This is a genomic window from Pseudactinotalea suaedae (assembly GCF_009733815.1).
GTDB lineage: Bacteria > Actinomycetota > Actinomycetes > Actinomycetales > Beutenbergiaceae > Pseudactinotalea > Pseudactinotalea suaedae.
This window is the reverse complement of record NZ_WNXY01000001.1, coordinates 697547-711943: the sequence shown is the minus strand read 5'-3', so window position 1 is coordinate 711943 and position 14397 is coordinate 697547. Positions and strand designations below refer to the sequence as shown.

Below are 14397 nucleotides of genomic sequence, written 5' to 3'. Positions count from 1 at the left end.
CGGGTGCCCGGTGGTCCACCATGCAATACGCCAAGGGCAGAACGCTGGAGCGATCTCGTCGCGGGCTAGCCTCGCCGACGTGGACCTGGAGTGGCGGATCGCGGTGATGGTGGTCGCCCTGGCCGTGGCGCTGATCGGTTGGCTGGTGCTGCAACGCGGTCGCGGATCCCTCACGCCCGCCACGCCCGCCGCAGCCGGATCCGCGCTGCCGGAGGCGGTTGCCCTGCTGGCGGGGGAGCGCCTGACGCTGGTGCAGGTCTCCGGCCGGCACTGCACCTCCTGCGTGCGCGGCGCCCGGATCTGGCACGAGGCGATCGCCGACCAGAGCGGCGTCGCGTTCGTCGAGATCGACGCCGACGACCACATGGACCTGGTGCGCGAGCACGGCATCATGACCACGCCGACGACGCTGGTGTACGACCGCGACGGCGCTCTCCAGGGTCGCCTCACCGGCGCACCGACCCCAAAGGCGGCGCGTGCGGTCCTCACCTCCGAGCAGGATGGAGCCCTTCGATGAGCGTCGAGAACGCGCCGGATCTCACGGCCAGGGGCATCGATCCCCGCGGCCCACGCTTCGGTGCCGCCCTGACCGCCGTCCTGCTGGTGGTGGCGATCCTGCTCGGACCCGGTACGGGCACGATCGTCCTCGCCGTGGTCGCCGCGTCGTTCCTGCTCGGGGCGATCCGCGGCCCCCAGGGCACGTGGCAGGGGCTGCTGTTCGCCGCGCTGGTGCGCCCCCGCCTGGCGCCGCCCGCCGAGCTCGAGTCACCCGAGCCGCCCACGTTCGCCCAGGTCGTCGGTCTCGTGATCACCGGGCTCGGCCTGGGGCTGACGCTGCTCGGCGCCACCTGGGCGCTGACCGTGTTCGGTGTGCTCGCACTGGCAGCGGCAGCGCTCAACGCCCTGACCGGTTTCTGCCTCGGCTGCGAGATCTACCTGCTGCTGCGGCGGCTGGCGACCGCGCGAACCTGAGCGGCCCGCGCGGTCACCCTGCACCTCACGCGAGCGCGGGAAGGACCTCGCGCTCGAACAGCTCGATCCCGCCGCGGTCGAACGCCGCCTCGGGGAAGTAGGTGATCGCGTACTCGAGCCCGAGGGTCTTGACCTGCGCGAGCCGTTCAGCCACCTGCTCGGGCGTGCCGTAGCCGACGCTGCTGCGCAGCCCCGCCGCGATCTCCGCCGCCTTCTCGGCACCGAGCACCGAGGCGACGCGGGCCTCGTGCGCCGCCAGCCGGTCCGCGGCCTCGGCCTCGGTGGCGCCGATGACGATGTTGTAGTCGGCGGTGCGGGTGATCGCCTCGAACGGGCGGCCCACCGCCTCGCAGTGGCCGCGGAGCACCTCGCTCTTGTGCGCGAAGCCCTCCGGCGAGCCGTCGAAGTTCGTGTAGTCGGCGTACTTCGCAGCGATCCGGAGCGTGACCTTCTCGCCGCCACCGGCGATCCACAACGGGATGCCTCCCTCCTGCAGCGGGAGCGGCCGCACGATCGCGCCGTCGACCTGGTAGTGCTTGCCCTCGAGCGTGGCGACGCCCTCGGTCCAGGCCTGCCGCATGATCTGCACGCCCTCGTCCAGCCGGGCCAGGCGCTCGCCCGCGCGGGGGAAGCCGTAGCCGTAGGCACGCCACTCGTGCTCGTACCACCCGCCGCCGATGCCCATCTGGGCGCGACCGCCCGAGATGATGTCCACCGTGGCGGCGACCTTGGCCAGGTAGGCGGGGTTGCGGTAGCTCATGCACGTGCACATCTGGCCGAGCTTGATGCGCGAGGTGGTCGCGGCGAACGCGGCCATCAGCGTCCACGCCTCGTGCGTGGCCTCCTCGCTCGGCTCGGGTGTGGTGTGGAAGTGGTCGTAGACCCAGAGGGAGTCCCAGGCGCCGTCGTCGGCATGCTGGGCGACCTCCAGCATCCTGGTCCACTGCTCGGCGGGGTCGATGCCCACCAGGTCGAAGCGCCAGCCCTGCGGTACGAAGAGTCCGAATCTCATGGGTGCATCCTGCACCTCGACGCCCCACAGGCGATAGCGATGTCCACGCGCCGGCCTCCTCGCATGCGGCTGCGGCAGGACCAGGCGGGGTCAGCCGATCGAGCGTTCTCGCCGTCGGCGAGCGAACCGTTGTCGGACCCAGAGCAGCAGGGCGACCAGGATCAGCAGGAACACGATGACCAGGACCGGGACGAGGATCGCCAGCGCCGTCATCGTGAGCGCTGAGACGTCCTCGATCGTCGAGACCACCGGTGCGCCGACGCCGGCGGTCGAGACGTTGACGACAGCCCGACCGCTCGCCTTGGCGAGGTGCGTCGAGAGTGCCAGGACGAGCCCGATGACGAAGGGCACGACGGCGGAGCTCGTGAAGAACTCGCCCGGGTCCGTCAGCGCGGGTGTCTCCGAGCTGGAGCCCGCGGCGCAGACGATGCCGCCGGCCGTGGGCCGGACCAGGGTCTGGACCACGTCGTTGACGTGATCCACGGCCGGCACCTTGTCGGCCACGACATCGAGCACGAGCAGCACCCCGAGGACGACGAGCACCCACGGGTTCTCCAGCCAGGCCCACTGCGCCGGGAGGTCCACCACGTCGGTGTAGCGCGCCAGCAGGCCGATCGAGACCATCGGGATGAACGCGTTGAGGCCGGCGGAGAGCGCCAGTCCGGACCCGGTCAGGACCTCGAGCACGCGACCTCCCTCGCCGGCCAGGACCTCTGGCCTGTTCCGCCACCGCACATCCTCGCACCGCGTGGTCGGCGGGCGCGGCAGATCAGATCACCTACGCTTGCGGCGTGGGTGAGGCGCAGCACGGGGAGGTCGAGCCGGTCGAGGAGGCCGAGGTCGTGCCGGACCGCGTCTGGACGGTGCCCAACGCGATCTCGTTCGTGCGGCTGCTCATGGTGCCGGTGGTGCTGGTGCTCATCCTCCGTGGCCACGACGTCGCGGCGGTGATCGTGCTGATCGCCTCCGCGGCGAGCGACTGGGTCGACGGCGTGATCGCCCGCCGGTTCAACCAGGTCTCCAAGCTCGGTCGGTTCCTCGACCCCTCGGCGGACCGCCTGTTCATCGCGGTCACGTTGATCGGGATGGCGGTGCGGGGCCTGGTGCCGTGGTGGCTCGTGGCGGTGGTCTTCGCGCGGGACGCCGTGGTCGGCATCATGGTGCCGTTCATGATGCGCCGCGGCTATCCCGGGTTCCCGGTGCACCTCGCCGGCAAGGCCGGCACGGTCGCCCTGATGTACGCGTTCCCGTTGCTGCTGCTGACCCGGCTCGACGGCGTTCCCGGTGACGTGGCGTGGGTGGTCGGCTGGGCCGCGGCCTGGTGGGGCATCTTCCTGTACTGGTGCGCCGCCGCGCTCTATGTCGACCAGTTCCGCCAGGTCATCGCCAGCGACTCGGTGGCCTCAGGGATACGGCAGTGACCGACCCGGCGTCCCGGCCCACCGTGCCGGTTCCCCCACCCCGGCCCGATGCGTCGATGACGCTGCTGCGCGAGGTGATGGAACGTCCGCTCGACCCCGGGTACGACGACGCCGCGGCTCGGCGAGCGGCGGGGCACGCCCCGATCAGCCGTGGGCGCCACCTGGCCCGTGCCGCGCTGGTCCTGCTGCTCGCCGTCGGGATCGGTCTGGGCGGCGTCTGGGCGGCACGCGAGCTCCGGCGGCCCGGGCCGGAGGTCAGCGCCCGCCAGGTCCTCATCGCCCAGATCCGCGAGCGGTCGGAGATCACCGCCGAGCTCGTGGAGCAGAACACGGCGCTGCGCACGGAGATCCAGGAGCTCCAGGAGCAGGCGTTCGGTGAGACCGCTGCGGGTGCGAACGACGAGGCCGAGCTGCTGGGGATCTGGGCCGGTACGACGCCGGTCTCCGGACCGGGGATCGTCATCACGATGGCGGACTCGGCGCGTGCCCAGGCAGGGGAGCCGGGCAGCGAGGACGAACGGGTGCAGGACTTCGACCTGCAGGTGGTGGTGAACGCGGTGTGGGCCAGCGGCGCCGAGTCCGTGGCGATCAACGGCATCCGGTTGACCGGCTCGACCGCGATCCGGACCGCAGGCTCCGCCGTGCTGGTGGACCTGCAGCCGCTGGTCTCGCCGTACACGATCGAGGCGATCGGGGATCCCGCCGCGATGCGGACCGCGTTCGCGCGCACCACCGGTGCGGCCCACCTCAGCACCATCAGCTCGGGCTACGGCATCACGAGCCAGCTGGTCGTCGCCGACGATCTCGAGCTCCCCGCCGGCAGCGCCTCGCGGCTCAGCGTGGCGGTACCCGGCGAGCAGGGCTGAGCGACGCGTGCGAGACTGACGAGGATCTGAGCAGGGGAGGAGGCGCACAGTGATCGCAGTGATCGGGCTCGTGATCGGGGTGGTCCTCGGCCTCGTGCTGCAGCCCAGCGTCCCGGCGGAGCTGCAGCCATACCTGCCGATCGCCGTGGTCGCTGCCCTCGATGCGCTGTTCGGCGCGGTGCGCGCGCGGCTGGAGAAGAAGTTCGACGACCGGGTGTTCGTGACGTCGTTCCTGTTCAACGTGCTGGTGGCGGCCTTCATCGTGTTCCTCGGCGACCAGCTCGGCGTGGGCGCCCAGCTGAGCACCGCCGTCGTCGTCGTGCTGGGGATCCGCATCTTCTCCAACGCCGCCTCGATCCGACGACACGTGCTCAAGGCATGACCGAGAACCAGCCGGAGCCCCCGGCCCACGAGCGCCGAGGCCGCGGCGTGCGCAGCCAGCTGCTGGTCGCCGGCCTGTGCCTGCTGCTGGGCTTCGCGATCGTCACGCAGGTGCGACAGACGCAGGGCGACGAGCTGGCGGGCATGCGGCAGGACGACCTCGTCCGCCTGATGGCCGAGATCACCCAGCGCAACGAGACGCTGGTGCAGGAGGCCGACGAGCTGCGGGAGGACCGCTCCGCGCTGCTCAGCGGCGCCGACGCCAGCCGCTCCGCCGAGGACTACCTCGAGGTGCAGCAGATCCTGGCCGGGACCGTCCCCGTCGAAGGACCCGGCGTGGTCGTGCAGGTCGCCAACACCGCGGACGTGAGCGCGCAGGACATGGTCCACATGCTCGAAGAGCTGCGCAACGCCGGGGCCGAGGCGGTCGAGCTCTCGACCGTGCGCATCGTGGCGTCGAGCTACTTCAGCGAGACCGACGACGGGTTGGTGGCCGACGGGATCGAGATCGGCGCCGAGCACGAGTGGCGCATCATCGGCGACGCCGACAAGATCGCCGTCGCGCTCGACATCCCCAACGGGGCGATCGACACCCTCACCAGCCGCGGAGCCACCGTCGAGGTGACCAAGCGTCCCCTGGTCCAGGTCACGGCGATCCGCACGGTGGAAGAACCCCAGTACGCGACCCCCAGCTCCGACGACTGAGCCCCTCTCACCCTCAACCGGAGGGTAAGGTTCACGTCAACCCAGCCCGCCCCGCACACACACGAAGGCTGACCCGATGACCCCCGAAGATCCCGACGCCTTCTCGCAAGGACACACGACGGCGAGCTTCGATCGCATCGTCCCGGGAGAGCCGGAGCCCGCGCGCACCGGCACCGACGCCAGCGATCGCGCCGCCATCGAGGCGCTGCCGCCCTCGTCGGCGCTGCTGATCGTGCAGCACGGCCCCAACGCCGGCGCCCGGTTCCTGCTGGACGCCGAGCGTGTCACCGCCGGCCGCGACATCAAGGCCGACATCTTCCTCGACGACGTCACGGTCTCGCGCCGGCACGCCGAGTTCTTGTTCGAGGCCGGTGAGTTCACGGTTCGCGACGTCGGCAGCCTCAACGGCACCTACGTCAACCGGGAGCGCATCGACGCCGCCTCGCTCGTCGCCGGAGACGAGGTGCAGATCGGCAAGTACCGCCTGACGTTCCACCCCAGCCCCAACCGGAGCGCGGCGGCCCCGCCGGCAGAGCCCGCGTCGTGACCGTCGCCGACGCCCACTCGGAAGAGGAGGAGCGCTGGCCGTTCGGAGTGTCGCGGACCCCGACCATGAGCATCGGCTCGGCGCTGAGCGTGCTGCACCAGGAGTTCCCTGCGGTCACGATCTCGAAGATCCGGTTCCTCGAGGACCAGGACATCGTCCGCCCGCACCGCACGCCCTCCGGGTATCGCACCTACAGCCAGGCCGACATCGAGCGGCTCCGCTTCGCCCTGGCTGCGCAGCGTGACTCCTATCTGCCCTGGGCCAAGATCCGCGAGCGGCTGGACGAGCTCGACAACGGGTCCGCGGGGGTGCCCGCACCCGGTGCGCGGGTGGTCACCGAGGACGGCGAGCTCGCGAGCGCCGTCACCCGCAGCCGGTTGACGGTCGCCCGGCTGGCTGAGGCCGCCGGCGCCGACGAGGCGATGATCACCGAGCTGACCGAGGTCGGCCTCATCACCACGGATGCCGGCGGCAAGTACCCGGCGGGATCGGTCGAGGTGGTCCGCGCCGTCGTGGAGCTGGCGGAGCACGGCGTGCAGGCACGGCACCTGCGGGCGCTGCGCTCGGCTGCCGACCGGCAGATCGACCTGCTGGAGGCGATCGTCGCGCCGGTGCGCTCGCACCGCAGCGGGCCCGGATCGGCCGGCTCGCGCGCCAAGGCGCACACGCTCGCGACCGACGTGGCGGACTCCTTCGCCCGGTTGCACTCGGCGCTGCTGCGCGCCGGCGTCGACCGCATCGTCTGAACCGGTACGCCCGACGGGCTGGTCACGATCGCGCAACGCCCGCACATCGTGGAACGTTTCGGTACATGACTCCCGCGGCTGCGGCGTAGCGTTAGGGCGTGCGCAAGATGGGCGTCCTCGGAGTCAGGGTGCGGGTGGCGGACCCCGAGCACGACGTGCTCGTCGTGCTGTCGGAGTCCGACGGCGAGCTGTCGCTGCCGATCGTGATCGGCCCCCACGAGGGGGTCGCGATCGCGACCGCCCAGGCGGGCGTCACCTCGCCGCGGCCGGGCCCGCACGATCTGCTGCTGACGGCGCTCCACGCAGCCGGGGTGGCGCTGGAGTCGGTCCGGATCACCGAGCTGCGCGAAGGAACCTTCATCGCCGAGCTGGTGCTCTCGAACGGCAAGCACGTCGATGCCCGGGCCTCCGACGCGATCTCGCTGGCGCTGCGCGCCCGGGTGGACGTGTACTGCTCGGAGGAGGTGCTAGCCCAGGCAGCCATCGTGCTCGCGTACGACGACGACGAGGACGTCGAGGACGAGGGGGCTCTGCACATCGAGATCTCCGGCGTCGGCAGCGGCCGTGAGGAAGATGCCGTGGCGGAGTTCCGCGAGTTTCTCGACCAGATCGACGCCAGCGACTTCGAGGACCCGGACGCGCGCTGAGCGGCGATCCACGCACCAACCCTCAACCTGAGGTCGAGACTGAGACACACCCTCGCGACACGCCGAAACGCGGTGGGTGCCAGCGTCGTTGACCCGGGCACCCGCTGGCTCTACCGTGGGGCTCAGCCGGGCGGAATCCACCGGCTGGTCACCACGGAGTGATCGTGCGCGCAGGCGTACAGTGGCTATCAGGGTTTCGTCTGCCGAAGAGAGTAGGAACGCGTGACCGGCACTGAGAACGCGGGCACAGCCGGCGTGGCAGCGGGCGTCCCGCAGCGTGCGCAGGGTTTGCTGTTCGGCGACACCCTCCCCGACCTCGACGAGGCGACCGGCTACCGCGGCCCCACGGCGTGCCGCGCGGCGGGCATCACCTACCGCCAGCTCGACTACTGGGCCCGCACCGGGCTGGTCGAGCCGTCGATCCGACCGGCGACGGGCTCCGGCACGCAGCGGCTGTACAGCTTCCGCGACGTCCTGGTGCTCAAGGTCGTCAAGCGGCTCCTCGACACGGGAGTCTCGCTCCAGCAGATCCGTTCGGCTGTCGAGCACCTGCGCGACCGTGGTGTCGACGATCTCGCGAACATCACGCTGATGAGCGACGGCGCCTCGGTCTACGAGTGCACCTCCGCCGATGAGGTCATCGATCTCGTCCAGGGCGGCCAGGGCGTGTTCGGTATCGCGGTCGGTCGTGTCTGGCGCGAGGTCGAGGGCAGCCTGGCCGAGTTCCCCACCGAGCGTGCGAACGACGACACCGAGTCGACCACGCCGGCCGAGGACGAGCTCGCGCGTCGTCGGCGCGCCCGGCAGACCGGCTGACGCCCTCAGCCGATGGCTCGGTACTTCGACGTCCACCCGGTCGACCCGCAGCCGCGGGCGATCAGCCAGGCCGTGGACATCTTGCGCGGCGGCGGGCTGCTGGCCTACCCGACGGACTCCTGCTACGCGCTGGGGTCCTCGCTCGACAACCGTGACGGCCGGGACCGGATCCTTGCGCTGCGGGGCCTGGACGACCGGCACCACTTCACGCTGGTGTGCGCCGACTTCGCCCAGCTCGGGCAGTTCGTGCACGTCGACAACACCACGTTCCGCAGCATCCGCGCGGCGACACCGGGCTGCTACACCTTCATCCTCCCGGCCACCAAGGAGGTGCCGCGGCGGCTGCTGCACCCCAAGAAGAAGACCGTGGGTGTGCGGATACCCGACCACCCGGTGGTCCACGCGCTGCTCGCGCAGGTGGGCGAGCCCATCCTCTCCAGCACGTTGCTGCTGCCGGGCGAGGAGGAACCGCTGACCGACGGCTGGCAGATCAAGGAGCGGCTCGACCATCTCGTGGACGGCGTGATCGACTCCGGCGAGTGCGGCGACGTCCCGACCACCGTGGTCGACTTCTCCAACGGCGCGGCCGAGGTGGTGCGCGTCGGCGCGGGGGACCCCAGCCGGTTCGAGTAGCCGACCGGCGCCCGCGTGTCAGCGGGCGAGGAACTCGAGCAGGGCGGCGTTGACGATCTCGGCGTGACTCACGGTGATGCCGTGCGGAGCGCCCTCTATCAGGACGAGGTCGCTTCCCGCGACGACATCGTGGACGCGCTTGCCCGACACCTCGAACGGCACGATCGCGTCGCTGTCGCCGTGCATCACGAGTGTGGGCACGGTGATGCGCGCGACGTCGTCGCTGAACCGGCTGGTCCACAGCACGATGCAGGCGACGGCGGCGTCCAGGTCGGCCTGGGCGGCCAGCCTCAGCGCCTGCTGACGACGCTCCTCGGAGACCACGAGCTCGCCGTCGACGCTGAAGAAGGTGGTGAGGAACTCGTCGAGAAAGCCCTCACGATCGGAGCGCATGGCCTCCTGCATGCCGCGGGCGGTCGCCATGTCGAGACCGCCCTCGGGGTTCTCGTCGCTGAGCAGCAGCCACGGCGGGACCGCGCTGAGGAAGGCGACGCTGTGCAGGCGGCTCTCGCCGTGGTTGCCCACGTACCGAGCCACCTCGCCGCCACCCATGGAGAACCCGACGAGGGTGACGTCGTCCAGGTCGAGCGCGTCGAGGAGCGCAGCCAGGTCGGCGGTGAGCAGGTCGTAGTCGTAGCCGTTCGCGCCGGTGCTGCCCGAGGCACCGAAGCCACGCCGGTCGTAGGTGATCACGCGATATCCGGCGTCGAGCAGAGCCGGGACGGTGTCGGACCACGACTCGCCGGACAGCGGCCAGCCGTGCACCAGCACGACCGGGCGTCCGGAACCGCCGTGATCGGTGTAGGAGATCTCGATGCCGTCGCGAGGCAGGGTGGGCATGACGGTCCTTTCCACTCCGGAGGTCGGTCCCGTCGACGCTATCCGGGCTCGGGCGAGTCCGCCAGGCCTGGACCGGTCAGGAAGCGACGGTGAACCGGGTGCGGCGGTGCTGCGGCTCCTCGAGCTCGTCCCAGAGCGCGACGGCGTAGTCCTCGGTCGAGATGCTCGGGCCGACCAGGTCGTCGGCGCCGGTCCGGTACCCGCCGGTGCGCTCACCCGGGCCGATCTGCGGCGGGGGCGACAGGATCACCCAGTCGGCGCCCTCGGGGGCCGCGCGGAAGAGGTCGAGCACCGTGGCGGCCGAGGTCGCCTCGGCACGGAAGATGGCCGGGAAGTCGGGGGAGTCGAGCAGCGGCATGCCGTCGACAAGGCTGCTGCCCGCGCCGCCGACCATCGCCAGCCGCGCAGGGAACGGACGCTCGGCCAGCCGCCGGTGGGCGTCGATCCACGGCTGGTGGTCGCTGCCGTCGCGCGGCGGTGGCACCGAGATCACGACCGCGTCGGAACCGGCGGCGAGCTGGGCGAGGGCGTCGGTGTCGAGGAGATCGAGGACGACGTCGGCGGCACCGGGCCGGGTGGAGGAGGTCACGACCGTCTGGCCGCGCCGGCGCCCCTCGGTGACGATGGCGGAGCCGACCATGCCGGTGGCGCCGAGGACAAGGACCTTCATGGTGCTCCTTCGTCGAGCAAGGGGTGACACGGCGATCAACCCGGGTTCCGCCGTCGGCATTCCCGTGACAACCGTCGGAGGTGCATGCTGAGGCGATGGCCGAGATCGTGTTCGCCGCAGAGGTGTTCGAGTGGCGCGGGCCGGCGCCGTTCTACTTCATGGCGGTGCCGGAGCGGGAGAGCGAGCGGCTGCGTGCGATGTCCCCGACCCTGACCTACGGGTGGGGCATGATCCCGGTCACGGCGCGCATCAGCACGCACTCCTGGACCACGTCGCTGTGGCCGAAGGACGGTGGCTACGTGCTGCCGCTCAAGGTCAGGGCGCGCCAGGCCGCCGGGCTCGCGCTCGGCGACGTGGCGACGGCGACGTTGCTCACCGAGGGTGACGACACCGGCGTCGACCGCGACATGCTGATCGCGCTGGTCGCCAGGCTCAGGGCGCAGGAGGCCCAGACCGAGGAGCAGGAGGAGGCCTGGTTGCGCGAGTTCGCCGCACACGTGCCGCACCCGCGCGCCGTCGACCTGGTGCTGTACCCCGAGGTGGAGGTGGACGAGCACGCCACGGCCGAGCAGATCGTGGACGCGGCGCTGCGGTACCGTGCGCCGGACCGGTGACCTAGCGGCACACGAGGCCGCGCTCCAGGGCGTCGAGGTTGGTCCGCATCACCGTCAGGTAGTCGGGGTCGCTGGGCCGCTCCATCGGGTCGAGGACGTCGGTGGCGACCCCGAGATCCTCGGCAAGCACCTCGACGACGGCGGGATCGGCCGCGGTCTCCAAGTAGATGGTGCGCACGCCGGTCGTCTCGACGATCGTGGCGACCTCACGAAGCCGAGCCGGTGAGGGCTCGACCTCGGGATCGATGCCCGTGATGCCCTCCTGGCGCAGGTGGTAGCGCGCCGCGAGATAGCCGAAGGCCTCGTGGGAGGTCACCAGCGTCGCGCCCGCGCAGCTGCTCAGGGCTGCCTGGTAGTCGATGTCCAGCTGCTCGAGATCGGACACGAGCGCCGCGGCTCGCTGCGCGTAGTCAGCGGCGTGGTCGGGGTCGAGCTCGGCGAGCGCGTCGGCGACCTGCTGGGCGGCGAGCCCGAGGCGGACCGGGTCGAGCCAGAAGTGCGGGTCGCCGGCGGGGTCGGGGCCGGCGGCAGCGCCTGGCACCGCCGCGGTGGCCGCCTCCAGGGTGTCGACCACCACGGCCGGCGCGGCCTGCTCGATCGCCGCGTCCGTCGAGGGTTGCAGCCCGGAGACGTAGACCACGAGGTCCGCTGCGGCGAGATCGGCAACCCGAGCCGGGCTGAGCTCCTGGCTGTGCGGGTCGGCCCCCGGCGGCGTCAGGTTGCCGACCTCCGCCTCCGGCCCGGCGACGCGTCGGACGACGTACTCCAGCGGTGCGAAGGATGCCCACACCTGCAGCTCCTCGGACTCGGGGGCGCCGCACGCGGCCGTGCCGAGGGCGAGCGCCCCCAGCACGGCCACGGCTGCGATGCGCCGTCGAGGCTCAGTGATCATGACCCTCGTGGTCGTCGCCGTCCTCGTGCTCGCCCTCGTGCTCGTGCCCGCCCTCGGCGACATCTCCGGTGACCCCGGCGATCTCGTTCGGGACGACGTCGAGCTCGGTCTCCTGCCACACCTCGGCGGTGGCGACGTCGAGCGCGAGCAGTCGCTGGTTGGCCGGATCGGTCACGTAGGCCGAGCCGGCGAGCATGGTCAGCGTCGGGCGGGGCTGCTGCCAGTCCTCCGGCACCTCCCAGCCCTCGATCACGGGGATCGAGGTCTCGACCGCACCGGACTCGGGGTCGATGACGTGGACGTCGCCGTCGGTGGTGAGCACCAGGGCGTGGCCCTCGTCGTCTCGGCCGAGCGAGCGGAAGGTGTACTCGGCGCCCAGGTCGACCAGCGAGATCTCGCCGCTCGTGGTGTCGATCAGCGCGACCTGGGTGAGCGGGCCGCCGTCGGGGTTAGCGTTGTAGTCACCCAGCACGATGTCCGAGCCCGGTGCGGAGCGCAGGTTGCCGATCCGGCCGAACGCGTCGGGGCTGGCCACCTTGGTGAAGGCACCGTCGTGGTAGATCAGCGCGCCGTCCTCGCAGCCGAGGACGACCTTCTCGTCGTCGGTCACGGTCTCGCCGTGCACACCGGGGCACTCGGCGGAGCTGGCGATCTTCTGGCCCTCGGCATCCAGCGCGAGCGCACCCGAGCGTGACTCGTCGGTGCCCTCGGTGACCAGCAGGGTGCCGTCGCCGAGCTCCACGGCGACGCCGTGGTGCGCCGAAGTCGTGGTGTGCTCCCGGATCTCCGGCTCCGCTTCGGCGATGGCAGCCGAGTCCAGGATCGTGACCTGTCCGGTCCCGTCGTCGAAGAGCGCGGTGCGGCCGTGATGGACCACGGCATGGCCGGGGATCTCGGCGGTGTAGGTGAGGTCGAGCAGCGCCGGGTCGGTCGAGTAGTAGTGCGCGTGGTCACCGTGGGGCTCGCCCCAGGCGCCGAGGTCGAGGACCTGGAACCCGGACCCGGTCGAGACCAGCAGGTGGCGCTCGTCACCGGCAGGGTTGATTCGGTTGAAACCCGGGAGCTCGATGTCCTCGAGCAGCTCCAGCGTGGTGGCATCGAGGACCTGGACGCCGCCGTCGTAGGTGATCGCCAGGCGCGGTGTGCTGGCCGCCTGCTCGTGGGTGGCGGCGTCGGTGGGCTCGGGAGCGGCGGTCTCGTCGTCCTGCTGGCCGGGCGCGGCGCAGGCGGCGAGCGGCAGCGCGGCGGCGAGGGCCACGGCGGCGAGGAGGTGGCTCGGCCGGAGGCGAGCGGGGGAGAGGTTCGTCATGCGGGTGTGGGCGGGCGTGTGGCCCGCCCTGCTCCTTCCTGAAGGTGTCGGACGACCACACCGTAATGCACATGAGAACCATTCGCATCTAACAGATCCGTTGCGGTGCGTCGCCCGGGGCGTCGAGGAGCCCTAGAGTCACGTCGATGATCACGCCAGCTCGCGAGCCGCGGTCCGCGGCGGTGCTCGCCGGGGTGGTCACCGCCGTCGTGGGTTTCACCTCCTCGTTCGTGGTGGTGCTGGCTGGACTCCGAGCGGTCGGGGCGAGCCCGGGGCAGGCGGCGTCCGGGCTGCTCGCGCTGTCGGTGACGATGGGCCTGGGCTGTGTGCTGATCGCGCTCTGGTCGCGACTGCCGGTCACCATCGCGTGGTCCACGCCCGGTGCGGCGCTGCTGGCGACGGCGGCCGCACCGGAGGGCGGGTTCGCGGAGGCGGTCGGCGCATTTCTCGTCACCGGTCTGCTGCTGGCCGTGACCGGTCTGGTGCCGGCGCTGTCGCGACTGGTGCGGCTGGTGCCGGCCCCGGTCGCCAGCGCGATGCTCGCCGGAGTGCTGCTCCCGTTGTGCCTGGCGCCGTTCCGTGACCTCGTGACGAGCCCGGTCGCGATCGGGGTGGTGCTCGTGGCCTGGGCCCTGCTCGCGCGGCTGGCGCCGCGCTGGGCGGTTCCCGGCGCGCTCGGTGCGGCGCTGGTGGTCGTGGCCGCCTCGGGGGCGCTCGACGGCGTGGCGTGGGTCTCTGCGGTGCCGCGCCTGGAGTGGGTGACGCCACAGCTGTCGTGGGCGTCCGTCGTCGCGATCTCGATCCCGCTGTACCTGGTGACGATGACGAGCCAGAACATCCCGGGCGTGACCGTGATGGCGAGCCTCGGCTACGAGGTGCCGTGGCGTGCGTCGCTGGGCTACACGGGTGTCGCGACCGTGGTCGGGGCCCCGTTCGGCGGCCACGCCATCAATCTCGCGGCGATCTCCGCAGCCCTGGCAGCAGGACCGGAGGCCGGGCCGGACCCGTCGCGCCGCTGGGTCGCTGCCGTGACGACCGGCATCGGGTACCTGGTGCTCGGCCTGGCCGGGGGAGTGGTGGTGGTGCTCGCGGACGCCGCACCGGTGGGTCTGTTCGGGGCGGTCGCGGCGGTCGGACTGCTCAGCAGCCTGGTCGGAGCGCTGCAGCAGAGCGTGGCCGACGCCGGTCTGCGGGTGCCGGCAGTCGTGACGCTGGTCGTGGCGACATCCGGCTTGACGGTGGCAGGGGTCGGTTCGGCGTTCTGGGCCCTGGTGGCCGGCTGCCTGCTCACGGTCGCGTTCAGGTGGCGTGCCCGGGGCTGAGGCC

Annotated in this window: 19 protein-coding genes; 13 read left to right on the top strand and 6 right to left on the bottom strand. The window is 71.7% G+C overall.

Annotated elements, in window-relative coordinates; genetic code table 11:
* Positions 1 to 79: 79 nt before the first annotated feature.
* Both GPA04_RS03335 and GPA04_RS03330 read left to right on the top strand, forming a co-directional pair.
* On the top strand, positions 80 to 517 hold the full coding sequence (locus tag GPA04_RS03335; protein ID WP_206674091.1) for a thioredoxin family protein: 438 nt from the start codon (positions 80 to 82) through the stop codon (positions 515 to 517).
* Positions 514 to 972: a DUF4395 domain-containing protein gene (locus GPA04_RS03330; RefSeq protein WP_156222273.1), complete on the top strand. Its 459-nt coding sequence runs from the start codon at positions 514 to 516 to the stop codon at positions 970 to 972. Before GPA04_RS03335 ends, GPA04_RS03330 begins: the two co-directional genes overlap by 4 nt.
* Before the next feature lie 25 nt (positions 973 to 997).
* Here GPA04_RS03330 and GPA04_RS03325 read toward each other — a convergent pair whose 3' ends face one another.
* Both GPA04_RS03325 and GPA04_RS03320 read right to left on the bottom strand, forming a co-directional pair.
* On the bottom strand, positions 998 to 1984 hold the full coding sequence (locus tag GPA04_RS03325) for an LLM class F420-dependent oxidoreductase (RefSeq protein ID WP_156222271.1): 987 nt from the start codon (positions 1982 to 1984) through the stop codon (positions 998 to 1000).
* Positions 1985 to 2074: 90 nt separating this feature from the next.
* A complete protein-coding gene (locus GPA04_RS03320; RefSeq protein WP_156222269.1) occupies positions 2075 to 2671 on the bottom strand; it encodes a DUF4126 domain-containing protein in 597 nt (198 codons plus the stop codon).
* Positions 2672 to 2775: 104 nt separating this feature from the next.
* On the opposite strand from GPA04_RS03320, the gene GPA04_RS03315 reads away from it, so the two are divergent.
* The 9 genes from GPA04_RS03315 to GPA04_RS03275 all read left to right on the top strand — a co-directional run bounded on the left by GPA04_RS03315 (position 2776) and on the right by GPA04_RS03275 (position 8746).
* On the top strand, positions 2776 to 3405 hold the full coding sequence (locus GPA04_RS03315) for a CDP-alcohol phosphatidyltransferase family protein (protein ID WP_241680555.1): 630 nt from the start codon (positions 2776 to 2778) through the stop codon (positions 3403 to 3405).
* Positions 3402 to 4271 (top strand): DUF881 domain-containing protein, encoded by an 870-nt coding sequence (locus tag GPA04_RS03310; protein ID WP_156222267.1) that lies wholly within the window; start codon positions 3402 to 3404, stop codon positions 4269 to 4271. The genes GPA04_RS03315 and GPA04_RS03310 overlap by 4 nt, the downstream gene beginning before the upstream one ends.
* A 49-nt stretch (positions 4272 to 4320) precedes the next feature.
* A complete protein-coding gene (locus GPA04_RS03305) occupies positions 4321 to 4653 on the top strand; it encodes a small basic family protein (protein ID WP_156222266.1) in 333 nt (110 codons plus the stop codon).
* Entirely contained in the window at positions 4650 to 5357 is a 708-nt protein-coding gene (locus GPA04_RS03300) for a DUF881 domain-containing protein (RefSeq protein ID WP_156222263.1), read from the top strand. Before GPA04_RS03305 ends, GPA04_RS03300 begins: the two co-directional genes overlap by 4 nt.
* Before the next feature lie 76 nt (positions 5358 to 5433).
* The gene (locus tag GPA04_RS03295) at positions 5434 to 5904 is read left to right on the top strand and encodes an FHA domain-containing protein (protein WP_156222262.1); all 471 of its coding nucleotides are present in this window, start codon (positions 5434 to 5436) and stop codon (positions 5902 to 5904) included.
* Positions 5901 to 6650, top strand: coding sequence for a transcriptional regulator FtsR (gene ftsR / locus GPA04_RS03290; protein WP_156222260.1), 750 nt, complete (start codon positions 5901 to 5903; stop codon positions 6648 to 6650). Before GPA04_RS03295 ends, ftsR begins: the two co-directional genes overlap by 4 nt.
* 107 nt (positions 6651 to 6757) lie before the next feature.
* Complete coding sequence (locus GPA04_RS03285; RefSeq protein ID WP_156222436.1) at positions 6758 to 7297, top strand: bifunctional nuclease family protein; 540 nt, start codon at positions 6758 to 6760, stop codon at positions 7295 to 7297.
* Between the two features lie 222 nt (positions 7298 to 7519).
* Entirely contained in the window at positions 7520 to 8113 is a 594-nt protein-coding gene (locus GPA04_RS03280; protein ID WP_156222258.1) for a MerR family transcriptional regulator, read from the top strand.
* Positions 8114 to 8125: 12 nt separating this feature from the next.
* On the top strand, positions 8126 to 8746 hold the full coding sequence (locus GPA04_RS03275) for an L-threonylcarbamoyladenylate synthase (protein ID WP_156222256.1): 621 nt from the start codon (positions 8126 to 8128) through the stop codon (positions 8744 to 8746).
* A gap of 18 nt (positions 8747 to 8764) precedes the next feature.
* On the opposite strand, the gene GPA04_RS03270 is transcribed toward GPA04_RS03275, so the two are convergent.
* The gene (locus tag GPA04_RS03270) at positions 8765 to 9586 is read right to left on the bottom strand and encodes an alpha/beta fold hydrolase (RefSeq protein ID WP_156222253.1); all 822 of its coding nucleotides are present in this window, start codon (positions 9584 to 9586) and stop codon (positions 8765 to 8767) included.
* A 76-nt stretch (positions 9587 to 9662) separates the two neighbouring features.
* A complete protein-coding gene (locus tag GPA04_RS03265) occupies positions 9663 to 10256 on the bottom strand; it encodes an NAD(P)-dependent oxidoreductase (protein ID WP_156222251.1) in 594 nt (197 codons plus the stop codon).
* 95 nt (positions 10257 to 10351) lie between these two features.
* Between GPA04_RS03265 and GPA04_RS21135 the strand changes: the two genes are divergently transcribed.
* Entirely contained in the window at positions 10352 to 10870 is a 519-nt protein-coding gene (locus tag GPA04_RS21135; protein WP_156222249.1) for a DUF1905 domain-containing protein, read from the top strand.
* Between the two features lies 1 nt (position 10871).
* Here GPA04_RS21135 and GPA04_RS03255 read toward each other — a convergent pair whose 3' ends face one another.
* Both GPA04_RS03255 and aztD read right to left on the bottom strand, forming a co-directional pair.
* Positions 10872 to 11762, bottom strand: coding sequence for a metal ABC transporter substrate-binding protein (locus GPA04_RS03255; protein ID WP_206674090.1), 891 nt, complete (start codon positions 11760 to 11762; stop codon positions 10872 to 10874).
* Positions 11752 to 13071, bottom strand: coding sequence for a zinc metallochaperone AztD (gene aztD / locus GPA04_RS03250; RefSeq protein ID WP_194238923.1), 1320 nt, complete (start codon positions 13069 to 13071; stop codon positions 11752 to 11754). The genes GPA04_RS03255 and aztD overlap by 11 nt, the downstream gene beginning before the upstream one ends.
* Before the next feature lie 146 nt (positions 13072 to 13217).
* Here aztD and GPA04_RS03245 point away from each other — a divergent pair, with 146 nt between their 5' ends.
* Positions 13218 to 14393 (top strand): benzoate/H(+) symporter BenE family transporter, encoded by a 1176-nt coding sequence (locus tag GPA04_RS03245; protein ID WP_156222245.1) that lies wholly within the window; start codon positions 13218 to 13220, stop codon positions 14391 to 14393.
* Positions 14394 to 14397: the final 4 nt, after the last annotated feature.

Bases quoted from the DNA above. Each gene is read 5' to 3' on its own strand.
- GPA04_RS03245 (WP_156222245.1), top strand. From the start codon at position 13,218: ATGATCACGCCAGCTCGCGAGCCGCGGTCCGCGGCGGTGCTCGCCGGG.
- GPA04_RS03275 (WP_156222256.1), top strand. From the start codon at position 8,126: ATGGCTCGGTACTTCGACGTCCACCCGGTCGACCCGCAGCCGCGGGCG.
- GPA04_RS21135 (WP_156222249.1), top strand. From the start codon at position 10,352: ATGGCCGAGATCGTGTTCGCCGCAGAGGTGTTCGAGTGGCGCGGGCCG.
- GPA04_RS03295 (WP_156222262.1), top strand. From the start codon at position 5,434: ATGACCCCCGAAGATCCCGACGCCTTCTCGCAAGGACACACGACGGCG.
- aztD (WP_194238923.1), bottom strand. From the start codon at position 13,071: ATGACGAACCTCTCCCCCGCTCGCCTCCGGCCGAGCCACCTCCTCGCC.
- GPA04_RS03255 (WP_206674090.1), bottom strand. From the start codon at position 11,762: ATGATCACTGAGCCTCGACGGCGCATCGCAGCCGTGGCCGTGCTGGGG.
- GPA04_RS03285 (WP_156222436.1), top strand. From the start codon at position 6,758: ATGGGCGTCCTCGGAGTCAGGGTGCGGGTGGCGGACCCCGAGCACGAC.
- GPA04_RS03330 (WP_156222273.1), top strand. From the start codon at position 514: ATGAGCGTCGAGAACGCGCCGGATCTCACGGCCAGGGGCATCGATCCC.
- GPA04_RS03325 (WP_156222271.1), bottom strand. From the start codon at position 1,984: ATGAGATTCGGACTCTTCGTACCGCAGGGCTGGCGCTTCGACCTGGTG.
- GPA04_RS03265 (WP_156222251.1), bottom strand. From the start codon at position 10,256: ATGAAGGTCCTTGTCCTCGGCGCCACCGGCATGGTCGGCTCCGCCATC.
- GPA04_RS03300 (WP_156222263.1), top strand. From the start codon at position 4,650: ATGACCGAGAACCAGCCGGAGCCCCCGGCCCACGAGCGCCGAGGCCGC.
- GPA04_RS03270 (WP_156222253.1), bottom strand. From the start codon at position 9,586: ATGCCCACCCTGCCTCGCGACGGCATCGAGATCTCCTACACCGATCAC.